This is a genomic window from Shouchella xiaoxiensis, assembly GCF_016907895.1.
GTDB classification, from domain to species: domain Bacteria; phylum Bacillota; class Bacilli; order Bacillales; family Bacillaceae_D; genus Shouchella; species Shouchella xiaoxiensis.
Genome location: NZ_JAFBCV010000002.1, coordinates 303,236 through 326,502, shown reverse-complemented (window position 1 = coordinate 326,502; position 23,267 = coordinate 303,236). Strand labels below are relative to the sequence as shown.

Genomic DNA, 23,267 nt, shown 5'->3' with positions numbered 1-23,267 from the left:
GACGAAACTATCTTATACTATCTGCAATTACAACTTTTTCCTTTTAATTTTCATAAGGAGAGCTATCGCCGCAGCAAGACATCATCTAGGGGGACTCAATAATGGAAAATCCAGTACCAAAACCGCAAGAAGAGCCTACTCGCTCGCTCTGGAAAAACCGCCCGTTCCTCCTTTTAATCGGAACGGACACCACAAGCAGCATCGCGCTCTATATGTACATCCTAATCATTCCACTGCTCATGTATGAATTAACGCAAAGTGCCCTAATGATGAGTACGCTGCGCTTAATCGAATTTTTCGTCAGTGGAGTACTTGGTGTTGCGGCTGGCATTTTTGTCGATCGTATTAATCGAAAAAACATCCTCGTATCCGCAGCCTTGCTTCAATGGCTAACGATTGGCTGTCTTACCCTGCTTTTATTTACAAACAATCTTCAGCTTTGGAACTTGTATTTTATCGGATTTTTCTTTTACACATCAGGGCTCCTCCATACCAATGCAACACATGCGGCTTTACCGCAAATCATACATAAAAGTCAGTTAGTTGATGGCAACGCCAAGATCGGCATTTTCTCCAATACCGTTCGCCTCATCGGCCCTTTATTTGGCGGAATCGCCCTTGCCGCGATGAGCTTTGCTGGGGCAACCGCCGTCATGCTTGGGTTTGTCACGCTGATGCTCGTTTCCGTGCTTTTGTTACCAACACTAAAGATTGAAGGAATTGAAGAACGAGAAAAAAGCACGTTTTGGAAAGACGCCAAAGAAGGGTTCCATGAACTGTTCCAGAACCCGCTTCTGAAGATAACAACCATCGTGATCTTTTTTCAGAATTTTGGCTTTAGCTTGGTAATGGGTGTCCTGCTTTTCTTCACCGTCGATAACCTGCAAGCAACGGAAGCGCAAATCGGCACAAACATTAGTATTGGCGCTGCTGGCGGATTGCTCGGCATGCTCGTCGTCACAAAGCTTGTCAGACGCTTTCCTCGCGGCAAAGTATACACCTATACGAATTTATTTGACATTACCGCCTTTACCATTCTAGCGTTTTCAACCGTTTGGTGGATGGTGGCGATCGCCCTTGCACTGTTCTCCTTCTCCACAGCGATTTCAAACGTCATTTACCGCGCCATCCGTCAAGAGATGACGCCAAATCATATGCTTGGACGCGTCTCCGGAACAATTGCAACGATTGTGCAATTAACGATGCCTCTAGGATTTATTGCCGGAGGACTCTGGGCAGAGTTTTTTGATATTCGCGTGTTGTTCTACGCGAACATCGTGCTATCAACAATTATCTTGATTGTCTTAATGCGGACAACATTCCACAAAACAATGAGATAACGAGTAGACGGGTTTGCGTTTCATTAAATGGATGAACGCAGACCCTTTTTTAAAGACAACGAGGAGCAATCGATCATGACGAAAAAAAGAACCATTATTCTCGCATCCATCACGCTCATTGCCCTAATGATCGTTTTTGTCAGTCAATCCCAATCAAGCAAAGCAAGCCGATTAAAGGAACATTTGTTAGCGCTGAAAACACTTTTAACACGATCGTATTTGATTACGATGACGACGAAACGTTTTATTTTTACAACCAAGATGACGCATAAATCGGTAGTTATGAAAAAGTAGAAGAAGGCTCCTACCGCATCAACGGTACCAGCCTAGAGATTCAAGAAGTTGTATTTGATGGTCATAATGAGATTGAACTAATCATAAACGACGTGAGCGAATTGTATAAAAGAGAATCGGATTTGCCAACGATTATGGATTAAGAGGCACGTAAATAACCTATGGCTGCGTCATCGTTTGTCAATTTCTAATGTGATAAGATCTTACTTCTTTCACCACACCTTTATTTGAAGCACTTGTAAAGGTAAACACATCACAAAAAGAAAGTGGTTTCCCATTTGAATAGTTTACAACTCCATCAATTGATGCAAACTTTCCGTGTGTAATTACAGATAAAATCGTAATTTCACTTGGCTTTTCTTTACTATCTTTTAATTTCCCGATGATTTGCTCGACACCCGTTAACGCTTCATTCGAAGCTACTTTCAACCAGACAGCAGATGGATTCAAACTCTTCTCAACAAAAATCAACATCACTTGTTAAAAATGCCAGCGTTACATCAATCAGAACTTTTTTGCGTGGAGCGTTGTCGCACCCAGAAGGAACGTTTACATTGACGTTATCTAATGAACTCACCTTTGGAAACCTCCTTCGTTTACTCACCCTTTTTAATTAGGTTAAGCTACTTAATACCTCTAGTTTCTCCATTCTCGCTTTAACAACGAATACGAATAATGATCATAATAAACACCTCTAAACAGGTGTTTTTCTCGCATAATGCCTTCCTTTTTGAACCCAAGCTGCTCGAGCAGCTTAAACGAACTGTAATTCTCCAACGCAACAAACGCATTGATTCGATTTAAGTTCATACTCGAGAATCCATTGTCAATCGCTCGGACTAATGCTTCTTTCATATAGCCCGCTCCCCAATACTCAGGCCACAAATCATAGCCGATTTCCGCAATTTGATTGTAGCGATCCCACGAATCAAACCCACAGGTCCCAAGTAACACGCCATCCGTCTTTCGTTCAATTCCCCAACGATTCCGCCCTTTCTTCTCAGGCTCAGCATGCCACTCAATAAACTCCCTTGCATCATCCATCGACGTATAAACCTCTTCATCATACAAATACGCGCACACTTTTTCATTACTATACAGTTTGAAAATAAATGCCGCATCGTCATCCGTTAACGCTCTTAAGCGCAGTCGATCTGTTTCCAATTGCGGGAAGAAGGGTTGTTTGGGCATAGTGAATACTCCTAGTTTGTACTTTTTTTATAGTAATTTATAAATTGGAATTATGAATCTATTTTTTGGGTATTTTATTTGTTTGATAATGTCCTGTTAAAAAATATAGTTGGTTTACAGCTCATTAGTAAAACATCTTCGTTTTATTTCGTGTATTCATTTGAGTGCGAAACATTGCCTGTGTGTGCGCTACCGAGTCCCAAATATTTCAATCCACGCACTCACATGGAGTGCGACTCTTTATTAATCGAGTAGTAAATCTGGTAATTAAATTTGAATCCACGCACTCACATGGAGTGCGACAGCAGCCTTGCTAGACATCATGGATATGGACATAATTTCAATCCACGCACTCACATGGAGTGCGACAAAGATTATGAGGCCAAAGCCATGAGGAGCAGTATTTCAATCCACGCACTCACATGGAGTGCGACCATGAAAACGATTGAAGTGATAATAAAAGGAATAATTTCAATCCACGCACTCACATGGAGTGCGACCTAAGTTCGTCCTTTACTTCCTCAACCTTAAAATATTTCAATCCACGCACTCACATGGAGTGCGACGCACAAGAAAAAACATGGGACGAGCGTGCAAAAATATTTCAATCCACGCACTCACATGGAGTGCGACTCGACTGAATCCGTGCGGTTCCATTGTTGGAATAATTTCAATCCACGCACTCACATGGAGTGCGACCAGTGGCAGGAATGATTTCTTTCGCGCGTCTTTCATTTCAATCCACGCACTCACATGGAGTGCGACCATATTAGTGACTCCGACTTATGGATTAGGAGGATTTCAATCCACGCACTCACATGGAGTGCGACAAGGATCAGAGCCAAGTGAGTTTACGGATTACGGAATTTCAATCCACGCACTCACATGGAGTGCGACAATAGCACCTCGTGATGTTTCAATCTCTTTTAGATTTCAATCCACGCACTCACATGGAGTGCGACGTTAGCAGAGCCCGCGCCTACGAATGCAGACCCAAATTTCAATCCACGCACTCACATGGAGTGCGACATTAAAATGGAACAAACAAACCGCGGAGCATATAATTTCAATCCACGCACTCACATGGAGTGCGACACGAACGATGAGTCAAACGATACAGAAAGTGAAATTTCAATCCACGCACTCACATGGAGTGCGACGTCTAGGTAATCCTCCTCAATAAATTTTATTATTATTTCAATCCACGCACTCACATGGAGTGCGACGGTAAGTAAATTCTAATAAGGAGGGTTAACGATATTTCAATCCACGCACTCACATGGAGTGCGACGTTAACACCGTCGTTTAAGGCAACTGAGTCATGGGATTTCAATCCACGCACTCACATGGAGTGCGACGTCCTACTTGTATATAGGTGTGAGTAGAAGGGCTAATTTCAATCCACGCACTCACATGGAGTGCGACGACCGAGCCGGGCGTCAGCGTAAAGCGAGCAGGCATTTCAATCCACGCACTCACATGGAGTGCGACGGTTCAACGGGAGTTAAGACGCTCAAACGAATAATTTCAATCCACGCACTCACATGGAGTGCGACCTCGAAACTGCGCTTAATCGCGTGGTCGTCCTCATTTCAATCCACGCACTCACATGGAGTGCGACTATCGGACCATATTCCCGTACTCATCGACAACGGTACATTTCAATCCACGCACTCACATGGAGTGCGACGAGGTACAAACCGAAGCACAAGCAATGGTGGAGATTTCAATCCACGCACTCACATGGAGTGCGACAGCCAATCTCTTCATAAAAGCCGCTTGAAAATCACCTTACCGAGCAAAATGAAGCGTTTAAACCGCGAATTCCCTACCCCAGCACTCGACCTTTTACACAGTTACTCATATTCGACAAAATTCTTGGTGCGGGTCTACTAGGGTTTTTATGTTTGCTTGGGGTCCGCACCTGCAAAGTATTCTTTATTTTACATTAATTCCACTCTTAGTCTAGCAGAATGAGCAAGGGGATGACAAGCTTAGGTCGATTTGTACTTTGAGCCATTTTTAAAACGATCAAAGAAAAAACAAGTACCTGCTTGGCACTTGTTCCTTAGAAACCATTAAGTTGTCTGCACCAATCTTCCGCTGCGTTCTTCTGCAAAGGGTTCACCGAGCGTATAAACAACTTGTCCTCGCACAATCGTTTTCGTCACGCGGCAGCCGATCTTCCTGCCAACATAAGGTGAGAATTGATTTTTGTAATATAAATCTTCCTTTTTCAACGTGTAGCTCTCTTTGTCGTCTAGAAAAAAGAAGTCGGCGTCTTTGCCAATGGCGATTTCACCTTTTTGTGCTAGACCGAAACGCTGAGCCGGATTTCTAGCGATAAGCTGACTGAAAACGACTTCTGACATTCCTCGTTTCTTGACGGCTTCGTCGAAAAAGAGATCAATTGTATTTTGGCAACCGGAAATACCGCCCCAGGCACTGAAAAAGTCCCCTGCTTTCATATCGATTGTGCAGGGCGAGTGATCAGAGGTAATCCAGTCGATTTCCCCGCGAAAAAGACAGTCCCACAGTTTCTCGACCTCCGCTTTCGGACGCAGCGGCGGCTGGCATTTGGCTAGTGGGCCGAGCTCTTCTAGCTGTTCTGCTGAGAAAACGAAGTAATGGGGACATGATTCAACAGTGACATGAACTCCTGCTCGTTTGGCTTGCTCGATTGCCGCGACAGCTTCTGCGGATGAGATATGGACAAAATGAATCGCACATCCTGTTTGTTTTGCGGCTGTAATCGCTTTGTTGACGGCGAGCACTTCTGTTTCAATTGGTCTGGATTCAACAAAATCCGTTGCTGTCGTTTTTCCTTGGGCTCTTTTTTCTTGTTCAAGTTTATTCGTTAACGTAGCGTCTTCAGCATGGAGACAGAGCAGCTTGTTTTTTCGGGCAAGGATCTCCATGCCTTTGAGTAGCGTCTCGTCATCAACGCTGGAGAAATCCCCGGGCTCGTCTGATCCGCACGTGGAGAGGAAGCATTTAAACGCCACGACGTCGCTAATAGCTAGCTCTTCAAGTTGATTCAGATTGGTGTTTGTTAACCCGCCGTAAAAACTGTAGTCAATCACATTCTTCGTTTTTGCTAGGTCAAGCTTCAGCTGAAGGTTTGCTCGGTTCGTTGTGGCTGGGAGAGCGTTGAGCGGCATCTCTGCATACGTCGTCACACCGCCCGCCGCGAGTGCCATACTACCCGTTTCAAATCCTTCCCACTCAGTCCGCCCTGGTTCGGAAAAATGAACATGGGTGTCAACACCTCCAGCAAAAACGAGTTGTCCCTTCGCATCAATCGTCTCTATCGCTTCGTTAACCTTTCCAATCGAAGCAATTTTCCCATTCACAATGCCGATGTCGGCGTTAATGAGGCGGTCGTGTAGAACGACTCGCCCCCCGGTAATACAACGGTCTATCATCTTGTCTGCCCCTTTTTATCTTATCCTGTCCAGCCTGTTAGCTGTGCGTATAGTAGAAATAAAACGCCGATGCCCATATAAATCAAGAACAGCGGTACAAAGAATTTAACCCACTTCGTCCAGCTAATTCCGGCAATGACCAGTGCAGCCATAAAGTAGCCCGAAGTCGGAAATAGAATGTGAGCAAAACCATCGCCAAACTGAAACGCGAGTATCGCGGTCTGCCGCGTCACGCCAAGCATATCGGCAAGCGGGGCCATGATCGGCATCGTCACAAGCGCTTGTCCGCTGCCTGACGGGATAAAGAAATTAATAAAAAGCTGCACCGTCATCATGCCGATCGCGCTTAATGTGCTCGGTAGCTGTCCAACTAAGTTCCCAAGCCCATAAACAATCGTGTCCATAATCTGCCCTTCTTCAAGCACAATCGCCACAGAGCGGGCAATGCCAATGATAATTGCCCCCATGAGCACCTCACGAAAGCCTTCTGTAAAAGCTTCACAAAGTTTTGTGAGGGAAAGTCCTGCGATTATGCCGACAATGACGCCCATAAAAATGAATAACCCGGACATTTCAAGCATAAACCAGCCTAGCTGGGTTACACCGAACACAAGGATGCCAAAAAACAACGGTAGCGTCGCAATCGCAACTAGTTGTCGTTTTGTTGCTCGCTTAGCTGGCTGCTTGAGCGCATCTTTGTATTTTGCCCGCTTTAACTCGTCTTCTTCATGCGTATAGCTTTTTAATGGATCGTGCTTTACCTTTTTCGCATAACGCATGACATACAGGCTACCGATTGTAATGATGACGATCAACACAACGACGCGCAAGCCAAAACCAGAATAAATCTCTAGCCCGGAAATTTGTTGAGAAATCCCCACAGTTCCTGGATTCATCACCCCGGCGGTGAACCCGAGCGCCGTCGCAATTAAGGCAATTCCTGCAGCGGTCATTGAGTCATAGCCTAGTGAAATAAACAGCGGGATCAACACGGGAATATAGACAAGCGATAATTCAGGTGTACCAATTGTTGTGGCAACGACGGCAAATAGCGTTAACAAAACGGGAATGACGGCAAGGCTTTTGTTTTTAAATTTTCTGGCTAATCGATCAACACCAATTTCAATAATCTCCGTCCGGCGCAATACCATAAACATGCCGCCGATAATAAAAGTGAAAAAGATAATTTCGCTTGCCCCTGCCATTCCTGCTGGTATAGCCAACATAAAATCCATCAAAGATACTGGTGATGCCTCAATCGTTGTAAAGGAGTTTGGATCAATTGATTCTCGCCCATTCGGTCCGGGAACACGCTCAAAAGAACCTGCTGGGATAACGTAGGTGAGCAACGCGGCGATCCCACTAATGACAAATAGCAGCACATAAATATGCGGCATTCGGTCTTGTTTCTTTTCTGGTGCATTTGGTACTTGTACTTCCTCACGCTTGAGCTGTTCCATCGCTTGATCCCTCACTCTTTCGCTTTGTCATTTATGTGACCATCTTACTGGCGCGGTTGGTGAGATACATTGGTTAGTTTAGCTAAAAAGAGAAAGATCAATTAGCCAAGTTGACTAAAAAATAGGGTCAGTTCAATTGATGCTAGCCAATCAAGCGTAAAGCTTCAGCTTTTATTCGCGCGATCCGTTAGAAAGAATCTGACAATCGTTTTTAAGCAGAAACTCGGAGGCGACATGCGCCTTCCGATTTCTGCACAGCTCGTTTAAGACAACGCAAGTGCTGGTTCAAAGCTTTCAAACTGAATTTGGTCGCTGTTCACACCATATGTTGTTAAAAGCGCATAAACCTCTTGCACAAATGTACGGGAGCCGCTGATGTATATGGACGCTTCTTTTGCCTTTAGCAAGACAGGTTGAAGCATGTCTACATGAATCTCTCCTTGGTAATCAAAGCGATCCGTTGCAAGTGGGGAACGATAAATCGTTGTGCTCTCGATCTTTTCATTGTTTTTAACGATCGTATCGATCTCCTGTTTAAAAGCATGAGTCTCACTGTTTCTTGTTGCGTGGACAAGATAAACTGCTCGCTCAGGCCTCTCAAGCTCCAGTGTTTTAATCATTGAGACAAACGGCGTAATGCCTGATCCCCCACTAATAAAAAGCAGCGGTGAGTTGCTTGATTTGCTATATGTAAAAGTTCCAGCAGGCGCACTCGCCAGAATGGTTTCACCAACGCGTAGCTCTGATTGAAGCAGATTCGAGAGAAGTCCGCCTTGTTCTGCTTTGACACTGATTCGGTACTCGTTTTCGGTCGGTACACTCGTCAAGCTATATTGCCGAATTTGGTCATAGCCTTGGACGTTTCGTTTTACGCTTATGTATTGACCCGAAGTAAAGGGCGGCAGTTCTTTTCCATCAGCTCTTTGTAAATAGATCGATGTGATGTCGCTGCTTTCCTGAACTTTTTTCGTGACGACAAGTGGTTGATCGTCTTTCCAACCAGCTTCAGCATACAGATTAGCCTCCGTCTCGATAAAAAGCTTGGCGATCACACCATAGGCTTCTTCCCACGCCGTGAGAATCGAGTCTGTTGCATCCTCTTTTAAGACATCCTTCATCGTCTTGAGCAAATAGTCACCAACAATCGGATAATGCTCGGCTTGTACACCAATGCTCCGGTGCTTATGCGCAATTTTTTTCACAACAGGAACAATGACTTCCAGCTGTTCAATATGAACGGCCGCCGCATAGAGCGAGTCTGCTAAGGCCTGTTGCTGGATGCCTCTTTTCTGATTTGCATGGTTAAAAACATGCCATAGCTCGGGGTGCTGCTCCAATAAAAGCGTGTAAAAATGCGTTGTAATGGCCAGCCCGTGTTCCGCTAAAACGGGCGCCGTTGCTTTAATCGTTTTGATCGTTTCTTGCCCTAACATCCGTTTTCCTCCTCAATGTTTGAATCTATTTAAGTGTAAAGCATAAAAGACCGATGATAGAAGTAGAGAGTGAGAGCTGACTTAGAAGATTTAATGAACAAGTATGTAAATCTGGCTCTCATTACTATCTATGAAGCGAGGTCAACGATGAAACTAACAAGCTATACGGACTACTCTTTACGTGTATTGATTTTTCTAGCCTTGCAGGATCAATCAAAGCTCATTAAGATTCACGAGATTGCCAATACCTATTCCATTTCCAAAAACCATTTAGCAAAAGTTGTCCACCAATTAGGAAAAGCAGGTTATTTACTCAACACACGTGGTCGAAACGGCGGACTAAAGCTGGCCAAAGCCCCGCTAGAGATTAACATTGGCACGGTCGTTCGTGAAACAGAGGATGATTTTTATATGGTCGAGTGCTTCGACCCCGCTCGCAATACTTGCGTGATTACGCCGGCTTGCAGCTTAAAGCACATCCTTGCTGATGCCACGAATGCCTATCTAGATGTACTTGATCGTTATACGCTTCACGATGTTGTGCAGAACCCAGCTCCTTTACTGGAACTGCTTGAACAGTCCCGCGTTTGAGAGCGGTCAGGAAAGCTCAAGCGTTTGCTGGATACGGAGTGCGAGCCGCAGATGGAGCGTCGTGTCCGGGTCTTTGATGCTTTTACCGAGCAGCTCTTCAATTTTTTCAAGCCGATAAATAATGGTATTGCGGTGAACATACAAGCGTTTTGCCGTCTCTGAAATTTGACAGTGCGTTTCTAAATAAACGGCGAGCGTCTGCATCAGCGCCATTTCACTGACGCTCGGATCCGTCAGTTTCTTCAAATTATAGTGGTAAAATTCCCGGAGGTCTTCCCGGGGAATCATACGTAACAGCTTCGCTAAGTCTTTGGCTTGATAGGTTTGAATAAATTGTCTGTTCCCTGACATTCGACCAGAATGAAGGGCATTTACTGCTTCTTCATGGGCTTCGCGTACATCAAAAAATTCTCGGCATAGATGGCTGATTCCAAACGAAAGCGAACGGTTAAACTGACGAACAACGTGATCCTGAATCATTTCAAGTGCTAGTTCAGCTGACTGCAGCGACTCTCCGACCGTGTCTTCCGCCTCCCCCTCTAACAAAATAGAGCACTGCTCGCCTTTCAGAAATAAATGAGAGCGAAACGGAAAAATCGTCAGCTCCTCTTCGACAAAATCAAATACTTTCTCCATTTCGATTTGATTGTCCTTAAAGCCCAGCCCCTTTTCCTCTTGATCCAACCGTCCAACCACGCATATATACGGTCGCTCATTTGGCAGACCGAATTCTTTTGCCCGATTGATTGTTTCTTCTTTTGTTGAAAAGTCGCCGTTTAGATAATGCAGAAAAAATTCATTTTTTGCCCGACGCGTATATTGATTCAAGGCATTTTCCTTCATTAATTCAAACGCAATGACGTTGGTTGCTTGTTCGATTAACAGCACGGATTGGTGGGCATTTTCAGGTAACGAACCGAGAATCGTGAGCAAGCTTTTCTTCGCTTTATCGATATAAACGGGAAAAACGGTAATCGTTTTCGGTTGCTTCATCAACAGTGTAAAGCTTGTATAGCGGCTCCCATTTGTAAAAAAAACATAACCCATCCGGTACAAATACTCCATTCCGTTGACAACAGGACTTGCGGTATTGGACGAAATAAGCAACTGACAGCGCTCGTTCATTAACAATACAGGCGCATTCACCAGTTGCGCGACGTTCTCGACTAAATGAGCGAGCCCTTTACCGCTCACGATGTGATTGGAGAACGTCCGATGCGTCTCAAGAGCCATCTTCAATTCATCCGTTCGCTGATCAAGAATGTGACTTAATACTCGATTGGCAATATCACTTAAACCAAGATGCTCGGGCAGGGCAATAATCGGAAAGTGATGCGCTTCTGCATACGCTAGGACTAGCTCCGGTGTCCTGCTTAAAAAACGTTCCTGCTTAATGCCAAGACCCGCACAGCCCATTTCGTTCATCGCCTTTACAAGCGCAAGCAAGGTTTCCGGTTTGTCTACATAATGATAAGCTGTTGTAATAAGGAGGTCATCCTTTGTTAAATAGTGAAGGATATCCGGAGCATCCATCATTTTTACGTTGCCGATAATGCGTCTGCGTCCCTTCTCCCCTGCCAACACCGTTGCTCGTTTTAAATCAGGCAACTGTAAGAATTGATCCATTTCCACCGTACTGCCTCCATTCGTTAGTTACTATGTACAATGATTTAATCAAAAAAGCACAAATGTTCCAATGAAAAAAGGTTAGTTTAACCGTACACTCAATGTGAGATCAATTCAACTGTAAATTTTCAGACTTAAATGAAAAGCGAGGCGATGATGAACATGACAAACAACCAACAAACGCTTTCGGCGATTACAACGCTTATTGAGCAAATGGCCCAAATCGGCAAAACTTCAGACGGTGGGGTTACCCGCCTTCTTTACACATCTGATTGGTTCAAAGCCCAGCAGGAAATCAGCGATTTGTTTCAAACTCATCAGCTCAAAACGTTTTTTGATGATAGCGGCAATGTTTACGGGCGGGCGGAAGGAAAAGCAGCTGCAGAACCCGTCATATTAACTGGTTCGCATATTGATACCGTTATAAACGGTGGCAAATACGATGGCACATACGGGGTTCTTGCCAGTCTACTCGCGGTCTCCGAACTATTGGAAGAACACGGACAGCCGCAAAAAACGATTGACGTCGTCTCTTTCTGCGAAGAAGAAGGCAGTCGCTTTCCCCTAAACTTCTGGGGTTCTGGCAGCGTCACAGGCATTCATACCGGCAAAGACTACAGCGATGTATTAGCCGCCGATGGCACAGCTTTTACAGAGGCGAAGGCCCAGTACGGCTTTGGTCAAGGCGACTATCTTCCAGCAGAGCGTACCGATATTGGCGCCTTTGTCGAGCTCCACATTGAACAAGGAGCCATTCTTGCTGATGCTGGTGAGTCTCTCGGTATCGTCAAAGGAATTGTCGGGCAAAAACGCTTTATTTTCACCGTGACTGGGGAAAGCAATCACGCAGGAACAACACCGATGCATAAGCGCCGTGACGCGATGGCTGTCGCAACCGAGCTCATTCATAAGCTGATTGAGACGGGCCGCAAAACCGATGTCTCTTTTGTCGCAACGGTCGGTCAAATGATGGTCGAACCAAACACACCAAATGTGATTCCAGGGAAAGTGACGTTTACCCTCGACGTTCGTCACCCTAGTAAGGAAGCACTCGTAACGTACCACAGCAAGATCAATGGCTTTGTTGATCAGCTCCGCACCGCTGACGTTGATATTGCCGTCAATCATTATTCCGATGTTGCTCCAGTAGCGATGTCAGAAAAACTAGCAGCACGCGCCTACGAGCACGCTCAGGCAAAAGGATTAAAGAGCCGCTATATGTACAGTGGTGCCGGTCATGATGCCCAAATTCTCGGCTCCGTCGTCCCAACCTGCTTGTTATTCGTGCCGAGCAAGAACGGCATCAGCCATTCACCCCACGAATATACCAAGCCGGAAGACTTACAAATCGGCGTTGACGCGCTCAAACAAGTCATTTATGAACTAGCCTATACGTAAGGAGAGAACAAGATGAGCCAGATAGCCAAACGCACGATTATGACCCCTGGCCCGGTTGAAGCAGAACCTCGCGTTCTCCGGGCAATGAGCGCCCCGATTCTTGGTCAATTTGATCCAGCATTTACGGAAATGATGAACGAAACGATGGCAATGTTGCGCAAGCTGTTTCAAACAAACAACCACTGGGCTTACCCAATTGATGGAACATCCCGCTCTGGCTTAGAAGCGGTTTTAACGAGCTTAATTGAGCCGGGCGACCGTGTCTTTGTCCCCATTTACGGTCGCTTCGGTCATTTGCTCGTGGAGATTTGCGAGCGGCTTGAAGCCGAGGTCCACACAATTGAATGCGAATGGGGCACGGTTTTTAGCGAGGATAAGGTTATTGCCGAATTTAAGAAAGTCCAGCCAAAAATTCTTGCCTGTGTTCACGGAGAGACGTCAACTGGCTGCTTGATGCCGCTCGAAAGGATCGGGCGCGCCTGCCGAGACGAAGATGTCTTGTTTGTAGTTGATGCCGTTGCGACGATTGGCGGCGTTGAATTTAAAGTCGATGACTGGTTTGTTGACGCAGCGATTGGCGGCACGCAGAAATGCCTGTCGGTTCCCTCCGGCATGGCGCCAATTACCTACAACAGCCGGGCAGAAGCCGTAATCAATCGCCGTAAAAAAGTGGAGCGCGGAATAGCAACGGAACAGGACCAAACCCAACCAGAATCGACCATCATCCGCAGCAACTACTTTGACTTAAGTCAGCTGCAAGACTACTGGAGCCCGCGCCGCCTGAATCATCATACCGAAGCAACATCCATGATTTATGGTCTGCACGAAGGCCTGCGCGTCCTGCTTGAAGAAGGATTGCAATCAAGATTCGAGCGCCACATCTATCACGAAAAAGCCCTTATCGCCGGCATTAAAGCAATGGGGCTCGAACTATACGTCGAGCACGAGCAGAAATTACCCGTCGTCACCTGCGTCACCGTACCTAACGAGATCGATGCAGATGCGGTTCGCTCCTTTATGCTGACGCACTTCGGTGTCGAAATAGCCAGCTCCTTTGGTCCTCTTCACGGCAAAATCTGGCGCATCGGCTCGATGGGCTACAGCTGCCGCAAAGAGAATATCTTGTTCGCCCTCTCAGCACTAGAAGCCACGCTGTTGTTTCAGGGCGCAGCGATCGAGAGCGGAAAAGGGGTTCAAGCGGCGCTTAGGTATTATGAAGCGTAAGAGTAAGAAAAGGCACTCATTTATTCGATGAGTGCCTTGTTTGATTTAGCGTGCATCTTCAATCCAGTCAAAATCCCTTTGTTCAATTGCCGCAACAAACAAATTCTCCCCCTCAATTTTAAAATGTGTCCCCAACATACTAAGCCCCTCATCGTAAAGCGTAATGTAGGACGTGCGGTCTGTCGTTCGAATGCGGAGAGAGTACTCAATTAATGGTCCTAAATCTGTTGTCCGAAGAGCGGTTGGTGCTGCTTCATTTAATAGCTCCCAAATGACATCTAGATCTTCAATAACGACATATTCATCGTACGCCTCGCTATCAATCGGGGCATGCTGGGTAATTGTCAATCTCTGAATCTCGCCATGCTCATTTTGAAGCTTTTCAATTTCGTCAGCGACAGTTGATGTTGACGGTGCTTTAAGCCATACAATCAATACAACAACTGCAACGGCACTCCCTATTAAAGCAATCTTCCATAATTTCAAACAAAGAACCTCCTTCCTAAAAGACTAACGACAACAAGAGACCACTTTAAATAGATCGTCTTCCCGCAGAAAAATCTTCGAATCAACTAAAATGGAACGTTCCTGTCAGTTAAGTCTTTCCTATACACATCGCTTGGAGGCCCCAATTCAGCGTCAAGCCAAAAAAGCTTTAAAAAACAAGCAAGCCGCTAAACCAAATCCTTTTCTTGTCATGGTTCGATCTCACTTTCCTTAAACTTAAAAACTTAGTTTGTTCTCCGTACCTGACAAGAGTCGCTGAATATTTTGCCGGTGGCTAAAGACAACAATGAGCGCGAGCAGGAGCGCAAAGATATAGAAATACAGCGTGCTTGCAAAGATGGGGATAAAGGCTAAACCTGCAAACAAAATGGTTGCGCTGATTGTCCCTAAAGAGACGTAGCGCGTAACTGCCACAATTACGACAAAGAAGCCAAGGCAGAGAAGCGCCATCACCCAATCAACCATAAAGAGAACGGAAATCGCCGTCAGTGCACCCTTCCCACCTCTAAACTTGAAATAAATAGGCCAATTATGACCAATGACGGCTCCCGCACCTGCCGCTAACAAGCTTATGCTATCAACGGCTTCTCCAGACGAGAAGGTTACACCAAGCGCTAAACCGACCAAACAGGCAACAATTCCCTTGCCAATATCTCCAGCCAACACAAGCACCGCCGCTGGCTTGCCAAGCACACGTAAGGTGTTCGCTAACCCAGCATTTTTGCTGCCATAGCTGCGAATGTCTTTGCCATAAGCTTTGCCAACGATAACGGCTGTATTTAATGAACCAATGAAATAACCAAGCAATAATGCAACACCAATTAATAAAATGGACATATCGCTTTACTCCTTTTTTCTCAGCTAAGGTTCTATGCTTTTAGTCTATGAGCCAAGCTGAGTGAAACATGCTTCTATTTGAATGCTGTGCTTGCTCTCTGACGCTCTTCTACCCTATTATAGCAAACCATTATGTAAACATACAGATTTTTCAATATAATAGCACCATTAAAAAACGACTTTCCTCAGAAAGCCGTTCCCTCTTTATACTAGTTTGCTTTACTCGGATCAGCCAATGCCCCAATAACCGGATGCGGCACGTACGGTTCTTCCAGAAACGCTAGCTCGTCAGTCTTTAAGCTGAGATCAAGAGCACCGACAGCACTTTCAAGATGGCGCTCTTTTAAAGCGCCAATGATCGGGGCAGCGACTTCGTTCTTCTGCAGCAGCCAAGCGAGGGCGATTTTGTCTTTGCTCACGTTATAATTATCAGCAAGGGTAGCGACTCGGTCGATAATCACGCGGTCAACATCCATCATTTTATCGTATTTCGATCTCTGGGTATTGTCCGTTTTTGAGCGCTGACTTTGCTCATCCAAACCTCTCGTCAGACGACCGGAGGCAAGCGGGCTGTAAGGCGTTAACGAGACACCTGCGTCGTTGCAGTACGGAATTAATTCCCGTTCGTCTTCGCGATACATCAGATTATAATGGTTCTGCATCGAAATAAATTTCGTCCAGCCGTTTTTCTCGGCAACGTACTGCGCTTTTTGAAATTGCCATGCATACATCGCGCTCGCCCCGATGTAGCGAACTTTACCGGACTTAACTAAGTCGTGGAGCGCCTCCATCGTTTCTTCAATTGGTGTATGATAATCCCAGCGGTGGATGATGTACAGATCGACGTAGTCTGTTCCAAGCCGCTCTAAGCTGTGGTTTATTTCCGTCATGATTTCTTTTCGTGATAAACCACCACTGTTAGGCACGTCGCCACGCATGCCAAAATGAACTTTTGTAGCAAGCACAACATCATCGCGCTTCGCATAGTCCTTCAGCGCTTTTCCAAGAATTCGTTCACTTTCGCCAATCGAGTAAACGTTTGCTGTATCGAAAAAGTTAATACCGAGATCCAGCGCTTTTTTGATAATCGGTCGGCTCTCTTCTTCCGGTAACACCCAATCGTGGATCCAATTAGTCGGATCTCCAAACCCCATTGCCCCTAAACAGATACGCGATACGTCTAAACCAGAATGACCAAGCTTTGTATACTTCATCTTTTCTACCTCCAGTTTTTTATTAAAGGCGTTACGCCGTCTTACGAGTGTTCTCTTTTACTTTTTCATTTCGCTGAATGACTGTAAAAACGAGCAGCGATAACAGAACCGACACCGCACTGACAAGAAACAGCATCCGGAATGAGGTAAACTGCGAGACCACGCCTAGCAGCATCGCACCAAGGCCAATTCCTAAATCGGTCGCGGTCGAAAACGACGCATTGGCACTGCCTATTCGCTCAGTTGCAACACGTCGGATCGTGGTTGCTTGTAGCGCTGGCTGGACCGAACCAAAGCCAATCCCGTATAAAATTGACGCCGCAATCATTCCAGTAGCACTAGGAAAGAAAGCGAGAATGACTAACGCAACCATCGTAACGCCGAGCGCCGGCACAATAACCATCTTGTCTGAATAACGGTCCGCCAGCATACCAGCAACCGGCCTCGTCAGCAACAGCGTTAGTGCATAAATGAAAAAGAAAGTGCCTGAATGAAAGGAGATGCTCGCCGCGTATAAGGGAATGAACGTCGTAATTCCCCCGTAGGAAACAAACACAAAAAACGTTGAAACCGAGACGGGAATAATCTGCTTATCAAACAAAATTAATCTTTTTCCCGATGAAACCGGTTTGGCAAACGCCACATTTACCTGACTAGCAAGAACGAGCGCCACCAATAAGCTCCACAATGTAGAGTGGCATTGTTGGATAAAGCATGTAAAACGACGTGAATAAAAACAATAGGCTCACCGTCATTAAGATAAACGGCTTTGTCCAAAGACGCTCCATGCGCTCATACCCCTTTTGAAAGTATTCCCCCTATCGTCACTATAAATCTTAGAGTCTACTCTAGGTCAAGACAATCAATGAAACTTTTTTATGAGACAAAGCGTACGTATCTAATACACACATCACTAGAGCAAAAAGAAAGGAACAGCCATGCCTACTCTCACCTTAATCATTATCCTTGGATTCGCTGTCATCAGCATCCTCCCTTTATTAAAAGAAAAAAACCGAACAAAGTGGGGCTACATAAACGCCATTGGCACGACGACAGCCGCTCTGCTCCTCATCGTTTTCGCAACATTCTTTCAGATTAATTTATTCCTCGGAATAGGCGCTTTAGTTGTCGTCATGTTTTTAGTCGATCGAAAAACATATACGAAAGCCGGGGCTATTTCAATCGGAGTTCTTGCCCTGATAGCGGGAAGCGTCGCTTATTTTATCTTAAGAGAAGATCTTGATTATGTGTTGGACCATTTAACAACGAATCCAACAAGCTCTTATTATTTTGCAGTAAACGGTGAAGAGCTTGCTAGTCGAAACAGCGAGACCAACTTCCCCCTTGCAAGCACGGCAAAGATGACGATTGCTGCTGTTTTTGCTGAAGAAGTCACGGCAGGCACCATTGATCCGAATGAACAAATAGAAACGTCAGAGCTAGAGAAGTTCTACTTACCTAACTCCGATGGCGGTGCTCACCCTGCTTGGTTGGATGATGTCGGTGAACCAACCGTATCCCTTGCCGAAGTTGTCCGCGGCATGATTTCATTTAGTTCAAATGCGAACACTGATTACATGCTTGAGCGACTGGGAATCGACCACATCAACGAACGGATTGACAGTTGGGGGTTAACGGCGCATGACGATCTGATTCCGTTTGTCAGCGGTATCCTCGCTATCGAAGAGCGTGCCGATGACTTAGAGGAATTGACATTTCCTGAATACAAAGAGCAAGCTCTAGCGATTCATCAAGAGATTGTTGCCGGAAAGAAAACCGCAAATGAGAAAGAGTTGAGCCTGCCTATCGGCGACCAGCGCTATTGGTCCGACTGGCTCCCCGCCTCCACAACGGCTGAATACAGCGAGTGGCTCTATCGCGTCCAGACCGGTGAATGGGCAGACGCAGAAACAACCGCATACTTTCTTGCTATACTAGCCGATCCCTATCCCGAGTTAAACGGATTTGAACAGACCGGAGGAAAAGGCGGTTCAACCGCTTTTGTCTTAACCGGCGCCCGTTTTTTTGAAACAGAGGATGGCGATGTCATTCAGTGGAGCATGTTTGCCGACGATTTATCGATGTGGCAAAGCTTCAAACTAACACGCAACTATCCCCGTTTCCTCCAGCGCTTTATTGAAGATCCAGAGTTTCAAGCAGAAATGCTCGAGATTTTATAATAAGAAAGAGCCCCCTACTCGATGTTGGTAGGGGGCTTCGCTTCATTTCTAGCTTTTTTTTGAACACGTAAACCGCGCACAACTATTTCTGAACAGACTAACATACTCGTTAAAAACACTAGAATAATAAAAGGAAGCAAAGCGAGCGTCGTCCAATCTGCTAGTAGCCCAAATAATGGCGGGAAAAATGTGCTGCCTGTATAGGCAACCGCCATTTGATAGCCCATTAACCGAGCAGAATTCCGTTTTCCAAACCGCCTTGGTGTTTCGTGCAGCAGCCCTGGATAAATAGGAGCTAAACCCAAACCAATAATTAACAACCCAACAATCGAGATGCTTGGTGAAATGGGATCAAGTAGAAAAACAACACCGACAATTGCACATACCTGTCCTGCAAGGATTAATATTCGATTACTAACCTTAAAAGAGATAAAGCCTGTCACAAAGCGCCCAATCGTAATACCTCCATAATAAAGCGAGATTAATAGCGCCGCATTCTCAACAGACACCCCGCGCGCGAATACGAGGTAACTCGCTCCCCAAAGTCCGACAGTAGCTTCCGTACCCGCACAAAACATAAATGAAGCTAAAGAAGGCTTGATCCCCCTCAAACGAAGAATGTTCTTTTCATAAGGTTGACTCAATGCTTCATCCTCTACTTGAAGCTCTTGATTGTTCTTTTGAGCAGCTACTTTTTTCCATAATGGAATTGAAACGAATAAAATAATAACAAGCGCAAATTGCATCACCGCAACAACAACATATCCAGCTCTCCATGAACCTGAATCGGCTAATGTCATCCCCATAATAAACGGTCCAGCAGTTGCACCTACTCCCCAAAAACAATGAAGCCAGTTCATATGATGAGCTTTGTAATTTTCAGCCACGAAATTATTTAAAGCTACATCTACTGCCCCTCCTCCTAACCCCAATGGAACAGCCAAAAGCAGAAACCACAACAACGAAGGTGCAAATGCAAAACCAAGCAAAGCACCCGCTGTAAGAACACAGCTGATAAAAGCCAGAAAACCCGTTCCAAATCGTTCAATTAGAAAACGGCTGGTCAAACTAGAAACAATTGTCCCTCCTGCAATAACCATTGAAATTGCCCCAGCCGCACTAAGTGGCAACGTCAGGTCTTTGCTTATAATTGGCCAAGCTGTCCCCAAAAGAGAATCAGGCAACCCTAAACTAATAAATGCTAGATAAATAATGACTAGAAAAGCCGTAGCCATGTAAACCCTCCCCGCAAATGAATTCAGCAAATGGCATAGCTGACAACACCCTCTCATGTAGTGTACCTTATATAATCAACTTAATAAATAACCTTTATTAAGTTTTTACGAAGAGGCGAGGCTGTCTCTAGCCACGTGTTGATGAAAACATAGGATGTTAATTTTATAAGTCGCACTTATAGTGAGTGCGACCCAAGTTCGGATAAACGGAAGTAAGGCGTATTCTATTTCAATCCACGCACTCACAATGAGTGCGACCCCTCAACCTTCTGATTCGAAACTTCGTGCAAAAAGGATTTCAATCCGCGCACTCACAAGGAGTGCGACTCTTATCTCAAAATGGAGATGATTCCCTGTACTTATTTCAATCCACGCATTCACAGGGAGTGCGACACGAACATACATAAAACCAAAATAAAAAGGAGCTATTTCAATCCATGAACTCACAATGAGTGCGACGTTCACCACCACTAATGCGGGCATTTAACCGCTCCGTATTTCAATCCACGCACTCACAATGAGTGCGACCGTTAGGGAGTTTCTTCGTAGTGTTTTGTTTTAATTTCAATCCACGCACTCACAAAGAGTGCGACTGAGATCAAGCATAGGAATACCAGTTGGCTTAAATTTCAATCCACGCACTCACAAAGAGTGCGACCTGATACTAGTTTTTGGTACGACAAAGAGGTAGATTTCAATCCACGCACTCACAAAGAGTGCGACGCTTTATTTATATTCTTAACAAAATTTATGTCTATTTCAATCCACGCACTCACAAAGAGTGCGACAGCGATTTAAGCCGCAATCCGCTCGAAACGACAACATTTATCTAATACATTTTACCAACTAAGCCGAAAAACGAATGCTAATCCAGAAAAACCTCACAAACTGTTACACAATCACCTCATTTTTTGGTGCGGGTCTCCTAGGGATTTTATGTTCGCTTAGGATCCGCACCATGCGTCATCACGACATTTATCCAAATTCTGCTCTACCTAAAGGATAACAGAATTTGGATAAAGGAGATAGATCGAATAAACAATTTTCTTTCCATTTACCCCACATGCACATGCGCGGCAATTGCTTCTTTATATGCTGGGCGAATGATACCGTGTTCAGTGATAATGGCGCTAATAAGCGTGTGATCGGTCACATCGAATGCGGGATTATAGGTTTTGACGCCTGCTGGAGCCATTGGTTTTTCATACCAGGCTTCAGTAATTTCTGATCCTGCCCGCTCTTCTATCTCGATGTCTGCTCCTGTTTGACAAGTGACGTCGATCGTTGATGTTGGGGCACAGACGTAGAACGGAATGCCGTAATAGTTTGCGAGAATTGCGAGGCCCGATGTGCCAATTTTATTGGCGGTATCGCCGTTTGCGGCGACGCGGTCACAGCCGACAATGACGGCATCAACTTTGCCTTGTTGCATGACAATTGATGCCATGTTATCGCAAATTAACGTGACGTCAATCTGAGCTTGCTGCAGCTCCCATGCGGTTAGGCGCGCACCTTGCAGCAGCGGCCTTGTTTCATCGGCGTAGACGTGAAAGTCATAGCCTTGTTCCTTGCCAAGAAACAGCGGTGCGAGCGCTGTGCCGTACTTGGCCGTGGCGATTCCACCAGCATTGCAATGAGTCAGAATGCCGGCTTGATTATTCAAGAGCGTTAGCGCATGGCGGCCAATTGCTTCGCAGACGCAGGCATCTTCTGTGCGGATCGCTTCCGCTTCCCCACGGACTGCTTGGAGCGCTGCTTCTGCTCCATTCCACGGTTGGCTTACGACTTTCTCTAAGCGCTCGAGCGCCCATGCCAGATTGACCGCGGTCGGTCTAGATGAAGCGAGATAGTCTTTTATGGTGGCAAACGTCTGTCGGAAATCGCTAATCGAATCATAGCTGTAGCGGGCCAGTTCAACATAAGCTCCGTAAGCAGCAGCAATGCCAATTGCTGGCGCACCACGCACTTGAAGCGCGACAATCGCTTGCCACACATCTTCTTTTGTTCGAAGTGTCCGATAAACGAGTTCGTTTGGCAACAGCGTTTGATCAAGAATGACGAGCGTGTTTTCTTCGGTTAGTTTGACTGATTCAATGGTTGCCGGCATAAGGGGGAACTCCTTTGATTGCGTCTGTGATCGAGCTACCAGTTTGATAGTTTGCCCGCTCAAGAATAAACGTTTTTCCAAGTGTTAAACAGGTTATTTCCGCTTCCGTCCGGGCCTGCTCATCGGTGATGCTCGTCAGATCAGCGACCTTCGCAATCCCAATGACGCGGCGACAGAGCTCCAGCCCTGCGACAGCGATGGCATCTTCTACTACACCTGCTAAATAGTGTTCGAGAAAACCTTCGTAGCGAGCAACCGGCTCCGTTGCTTTCGCTTCAAATGCCAGAACAAACTTTGTCCGAAACGAATCAACGAGCGTTTCTATCGTTTCGAGAATGTATGCTTGGAATGATTCCTGCTCCGCTCCTTCACTCGTGTAGCCGCTATGAACGTAGGCAAAAATGAAGTTGGCGATTAGGTTACCGATGTCGTAGCCTGCCGGGCCATAGAAGGCAAACTCCGGATCAATTACCTTTGTCTCTGTTGGCGTCACAAAAATCGAACCGGTGTGTAAATCGCCGTGAAGCAGCGCTTGCGCGTGTGTTAAAAAATGAAACTTCAGCTTTGCCGTTTCCAGCGCCAAGCGATTGTCTCCCCAAATCTCTTGCTCAACATAGGGGCGCGTGCCGGCAAAAACGTCGTTTCGAGGGTGTGGGAAGAACGGTTCTGTGTAGACAAGATCCTCGGTTATTTCGCATAACTCCGGGTTCGTGAAAGACTTAACGAGCTCTTTTTTCTCCTTATGGTTGAGCACAAGATCAGACGTTGATACGAGCGTTTCAACGAGAAACGTGGATAGATGTTCCGCAAGCTCTGGGAACTGTCGCTGCTCAAGTAAAGCTTTGCGCAGGATCGTATAGTCGGATAAATCCTCCATGACGACACAGTTTTTCTCCCCGTCATAGTGATAGACTTCCGGTACATAGCCTGGTGCGAGCGTGCCTTGCAAGCGCAAGATTTCCGTTTCAATCCGATTTCGATCAGGCGAGACAATGAATTCGTCGGAGATTCGGGCAACCGAACCTGCCTGTTTGACAATGAGCGACCTGTCGCTTGCTTGATCAACAACGTGAAACACGTAGTTTAAATTGCCATCGCCAATTTCAGTACAGGCAAGCTCGGCAGTTTCATCAAAGAAATCAAGCGTCGCTTTCACATACGTGATAACTTCCGTCTCTGTCATAATGCCTTCTTGCGTCATCGTT

At 45.7% G+C, this 23,267-nt stretch carries 19 protein-coding genes, 1 pseudogene and 2 CRISPR repeat arrays; of the genes and pseudogenes, 6 read left to right on the top strand and 14 right to left on the bottom strand.

The window, feature by feature from the left end:
• Nucleotides 1-101 precede the first annotated feature (101 nt).
• Both JOC54_RS05000 and JOC54_RS04995 read left to right on the top strand, forming a co-directional pair.
• Nucleotides 102-1,340 (top strand): MFS transporter, encoded by a 1,239-nt coding sequence (locus tag JOC54_RS05000; RefSeq protein ID WP_204464880.1) that lies wholly within the window; start codon nucleotides 102-104, stop codon nucleotides 1,338-1,340.
• Nucleotides 1,341-1,415: 75 nt separating this feature from the next.
• The gene (locus tag JOC54_RS04995) at nucleotides 1,416-1,634 is read left to right on the top strand and encodes a hypothetical protein (protein ID WP_204464878.1); all 219 of its coding nucleotides are present in this window, start codon (nucleotides 1,416-1,418) and stop codon (nucleotides 1,632-1,634) included.
• 180 nt (nucleotides 1,635-1,814) lie between these two features.
• Here the strand turns inward: JOC54_RS04995 and JOC54_RS04990 are convergent, their stop codons facing one another.
• The 5 genes from JOC54_RS04990 to hmpA all read right to left on the bottom strand — a co-directional run bounded on the left by JOC54_RS04990 (nucleotide 1,815) and on the right by hmpA (nucleotide 9,143).
• Nucleotides 1,815-2,111 carry a hypothetical protein gene (locus tag JOC54_RS04990; RefSeq protein WP_204464875.1) on the bottom strand — a complete coding sequence of 99 codons (297 nt, stop codon included), beginning with the start codon at nucleotides 2,109-2,111 and terminating at the stop codon, nucleotides 1,815-1,817.
• A gap of 159 nt (nucleotides 2,112-2,270) precedes the next feature.
• Complete coding sequence (locus JOC54_RS04985; RefSeq protein WP_204464873.1) at nucleotides 2,271-2,825, bottom strand: GNAT family N-acetyltransferase; 555 nt, start codon at nucleotides 2,823-2,825, stop codon at nucleotides 2,271-2,273.
• Nucleotides 2,826-3,030: 205 nt separating this feature from the next.
• Nucleotides 3,031-4,580: direct repeats of the CRISPR family, unit length 32 nt; unit sequence ATTTCAATCCACGCACTCACATGGAGTGCGAC.
• 323 nt (nucleotides 4,581-4,903) lie between these two features.
• Nucleotides 4,904-6,250, bottom strand: a complete 1,347-nt coding sequence (gene allB / locus JOC54_RS04980) for an allantoinase AllB (protein WP_204464871.1) — start codon at nucleotides 6,248-6,250, stop codon at nucleotides 4,904-4,906.
• 20 nt (nucleotides 6,251-6,270) lie between these two features.
• Nucleotides 6,271-7,710 (bottom strand): YfcC family protein, encoded by a 1,440-nt coding sequence (locus JOC54_RS04975; protein WP_239586577.1) that lies wholly within the window; start codon nucleotides 7,708-7,710, stop codon nucleotides 6,271-6,273.
• Between the two features lie 263 nt (nucleotides 7,711-7,973).
• Nucleotides 7,974-9,143 (bottom strand): NO-inducible flavohemoprotein, encoded by a 1,170-nt coding sequence (gene hmpA, locus JOC54_RS04970; protein ID WP_204464869.1) that lies wholly within the window; start codon nucleotides 9,141-9,143, stop codon nucleotides 7,974-7,976.
• Between the two features lie 147 nt (nucleotides 9,144-9,290).
• Here hmpA and JOC54_RS04965 point away from each other — a divergent pair, with 147 nt between their 5' ends.
• Nucleotides 9,291-9,734, top strand: coding sequence for an RrF2 family transcriptional regulator (locus JOC54_RS04965; RefSeq protein ID WP_204464990.1), 444 nt, complete (start codon nucleotides 9,291-9,293; stop codon nucleotides 9,732-9,734).
• Nucleotides 9,735-9,740: 6 nt separating this feature from the next.
• Here JOC54_RS04965 and JOC54_RS04960 read toward each other — a convergent pair whose 3' ends face one another.
• Nucleotides 9,741-11,360, bottom strand: coding sequence for a PucR family transcriptional regulator (locus JOC54_RS04960; protein ID WP_204464987.1), 1,620 nt, complete (start codon nucleotides 11,358-11,360; stop codon nucleotides 9,741-9,743).
• 162 nt (nucleotides 11,361-11,522) lie between these two features.
• Between JOC54_RS04960 and JOC54_RS04955 the strand changes: the two genes are divergently transcribed.
• Together JOC54_RS04955 and JOC54_RS04950 are read left to right on the top strand one after the other, a co-directional pair.
• Nucleotides 11,523-12,758, top strand: a complete 1,236-nt coding sequence (locus tag JOC54_RS04955) for a Zn-dependent hydrolase (protein ID WP_204464868.1) — start codon at nucleotides 11,523-11,525, stop codon at nucleotides 12,756-12,758.
• A 12-nt stretch (nucleotides 12,759-12,770) separates the two neighbouring features.
• Nucleotides 12,771-13,982 carry a pyridoxal-phosphate-dependent aminotransferase family protein gene (locus JOC54_RS04950; protein ID WP_204464867.1) on the top strand — a complete coding sequence of 404 codons (1,212 nt, stop codon included), beginning with the start codon at nucleotides 12,771-12,773 and terminating at the stop codon, nucleotides 13,980-13,982.
• A 45-nt stretch (nucleotides 13,983-14,027) separates the two neighbouring features.
• On the opposite strand, the gene JOC54_RS04945 is transcribed toward JOC54_RS04950, so the two are convergent.
• The 5 genes and pseudogenes from JOC54_RS04945 to JOC54_RS23495 form a co-directional block, all read right to left on the bottom strand.
• Nucleotides 14,028-14,468, bottom strand: a complete 441-nt coding sequence (locus JOC54_RS04945) for a hypothetical protein (protein ID WP_204464866.1) — start codon at nucleotides 14,466-14,468, stop codon at nucleotides 14,028-14,030.
• A 237-nt stretch (nucleotides 14,469-14,705) separates the two neighbouring features.
• A complete protein-coding gene (plsY, locus tag JOC54_RS04940; protein ID WP_204464865.1) occupies nucleotides 14,706-15,326 on the bottom strand; it encodes a glycerol-3-phosphate 1-O-acyltransferase PlsY in 621 nt (206 codons plus the stop codon).
• A 209-nt stretch (nucleotides 15,327-15,535) separates the two neighbouring features.
• Complete coding sequence (locus tag JOC54_RS04935) at nucleotides 15,536-16,540, bottom strand: aldo/keto reductase (protein WP_204464863.1); 1,005 nt, start codon at nucleotides 16,538-16,540, stop codon at nucleotides 15,536-15,538.
• 31 nt (nucleotides 16,541-16,571) lie between these two features.
• Nucleotides 16,572-17,183, bottom strand: a complete 612-nt coding sequence (locus JOC54_RS04930; RefSeq protein WP_437183515.1) for an MFS transporter — start codon at nucleotides 17,181-17,183, stop codon at nucleotides 16,572-16,574.
• Nucleotides 17,184-17,199: 16 nt separating this feature from the next.
• Nucleotides 17,200-17,328: pseudogene (locus JOC54_RS23495) on the bottom strand (MFS transporter); the annotation flags it as partial.
• A gap of 150 nt (nucleotides 17,329-17,478) precedes the next feature.
• Here JOC54_RS23495 and JOC54_RS04925 point away from each other — a divergent pair.
• Nucleotides 17,479-18,720 carry a serine hydrolase gene (locus JOC54_RS04925; protein WP_204464861.1) on the top strand — a complete coding sequence of 414 codons (1,242 nt, stop codon included), beginning with the start codon at nucleotides 17,479-17,481 and terminating at the stop codon, nucleotides 18,718-18,720.
• A 14-nt stretch (nucleotides 18,721-18,734) separates the two neighbouring features.
• Here the strand turns inward: JOC54_RS04925 and JOC54_RS04920 are convergent, their stop codons facing one another.
• From JOC54_RS04920 to mtnK, 3 genes are all read right to left on the bottom strand, one after another.
• Nucleotides 18,735-19,955, bottom strand: a complete 1,221-nt coding sequence (locus JOC54_RS04920) for an MFS transporter (RefSeq protein ID WP_204464858.1) — start codon at nucleotides 19,953-19,955, stop codon at nucleotides 18,735-18,737.
• 226 nt (nucleotides 19,956-20,181) lie between these two features.
• A CRISPR array of direct repeats spans nucleotides 20,182-20,743; the repeat unit is 32 nt; unit sequence ATTTCAATCCACGCACTCACAAAGAGTGCGAC.
• A gap of 266 nt (nucleotides 20,744-21,009) precedes the next feature.
• Nucleotides 21,010-22,062 carry an S-methyl-5-thioribose-1-phosphate isomerase gene (gene mtnA / locus JOC54_RS04915; protein WP_204464856.1) on the bottom strand — a complete coding sequence of 351 codons (1,053 nt, stop codon included), beginning with the start codon at nucleotides 22,060-22,062 and terminating at the stop codon, nucleotides 21,010-21,012.
• On the bottom strand, nucleotides 22,046-23,263 hold the full coding sequence (gene mtnK / locus JOC54_RS04910) for an S-methyl-5-thioribose kinase (RefSeq protein WP_239586576.1): 1,218 nt from the start codon (nucleotides 23,261-23,263) through the stop codon (nucleotides 22,046-22,048). The genes mtnA and mtnK overlap by 17 nt, the downstream gene beginning before the upstream one ends.
• Nucleotides 23,264-23,267 lie beyond the last annotated feature (4 nt).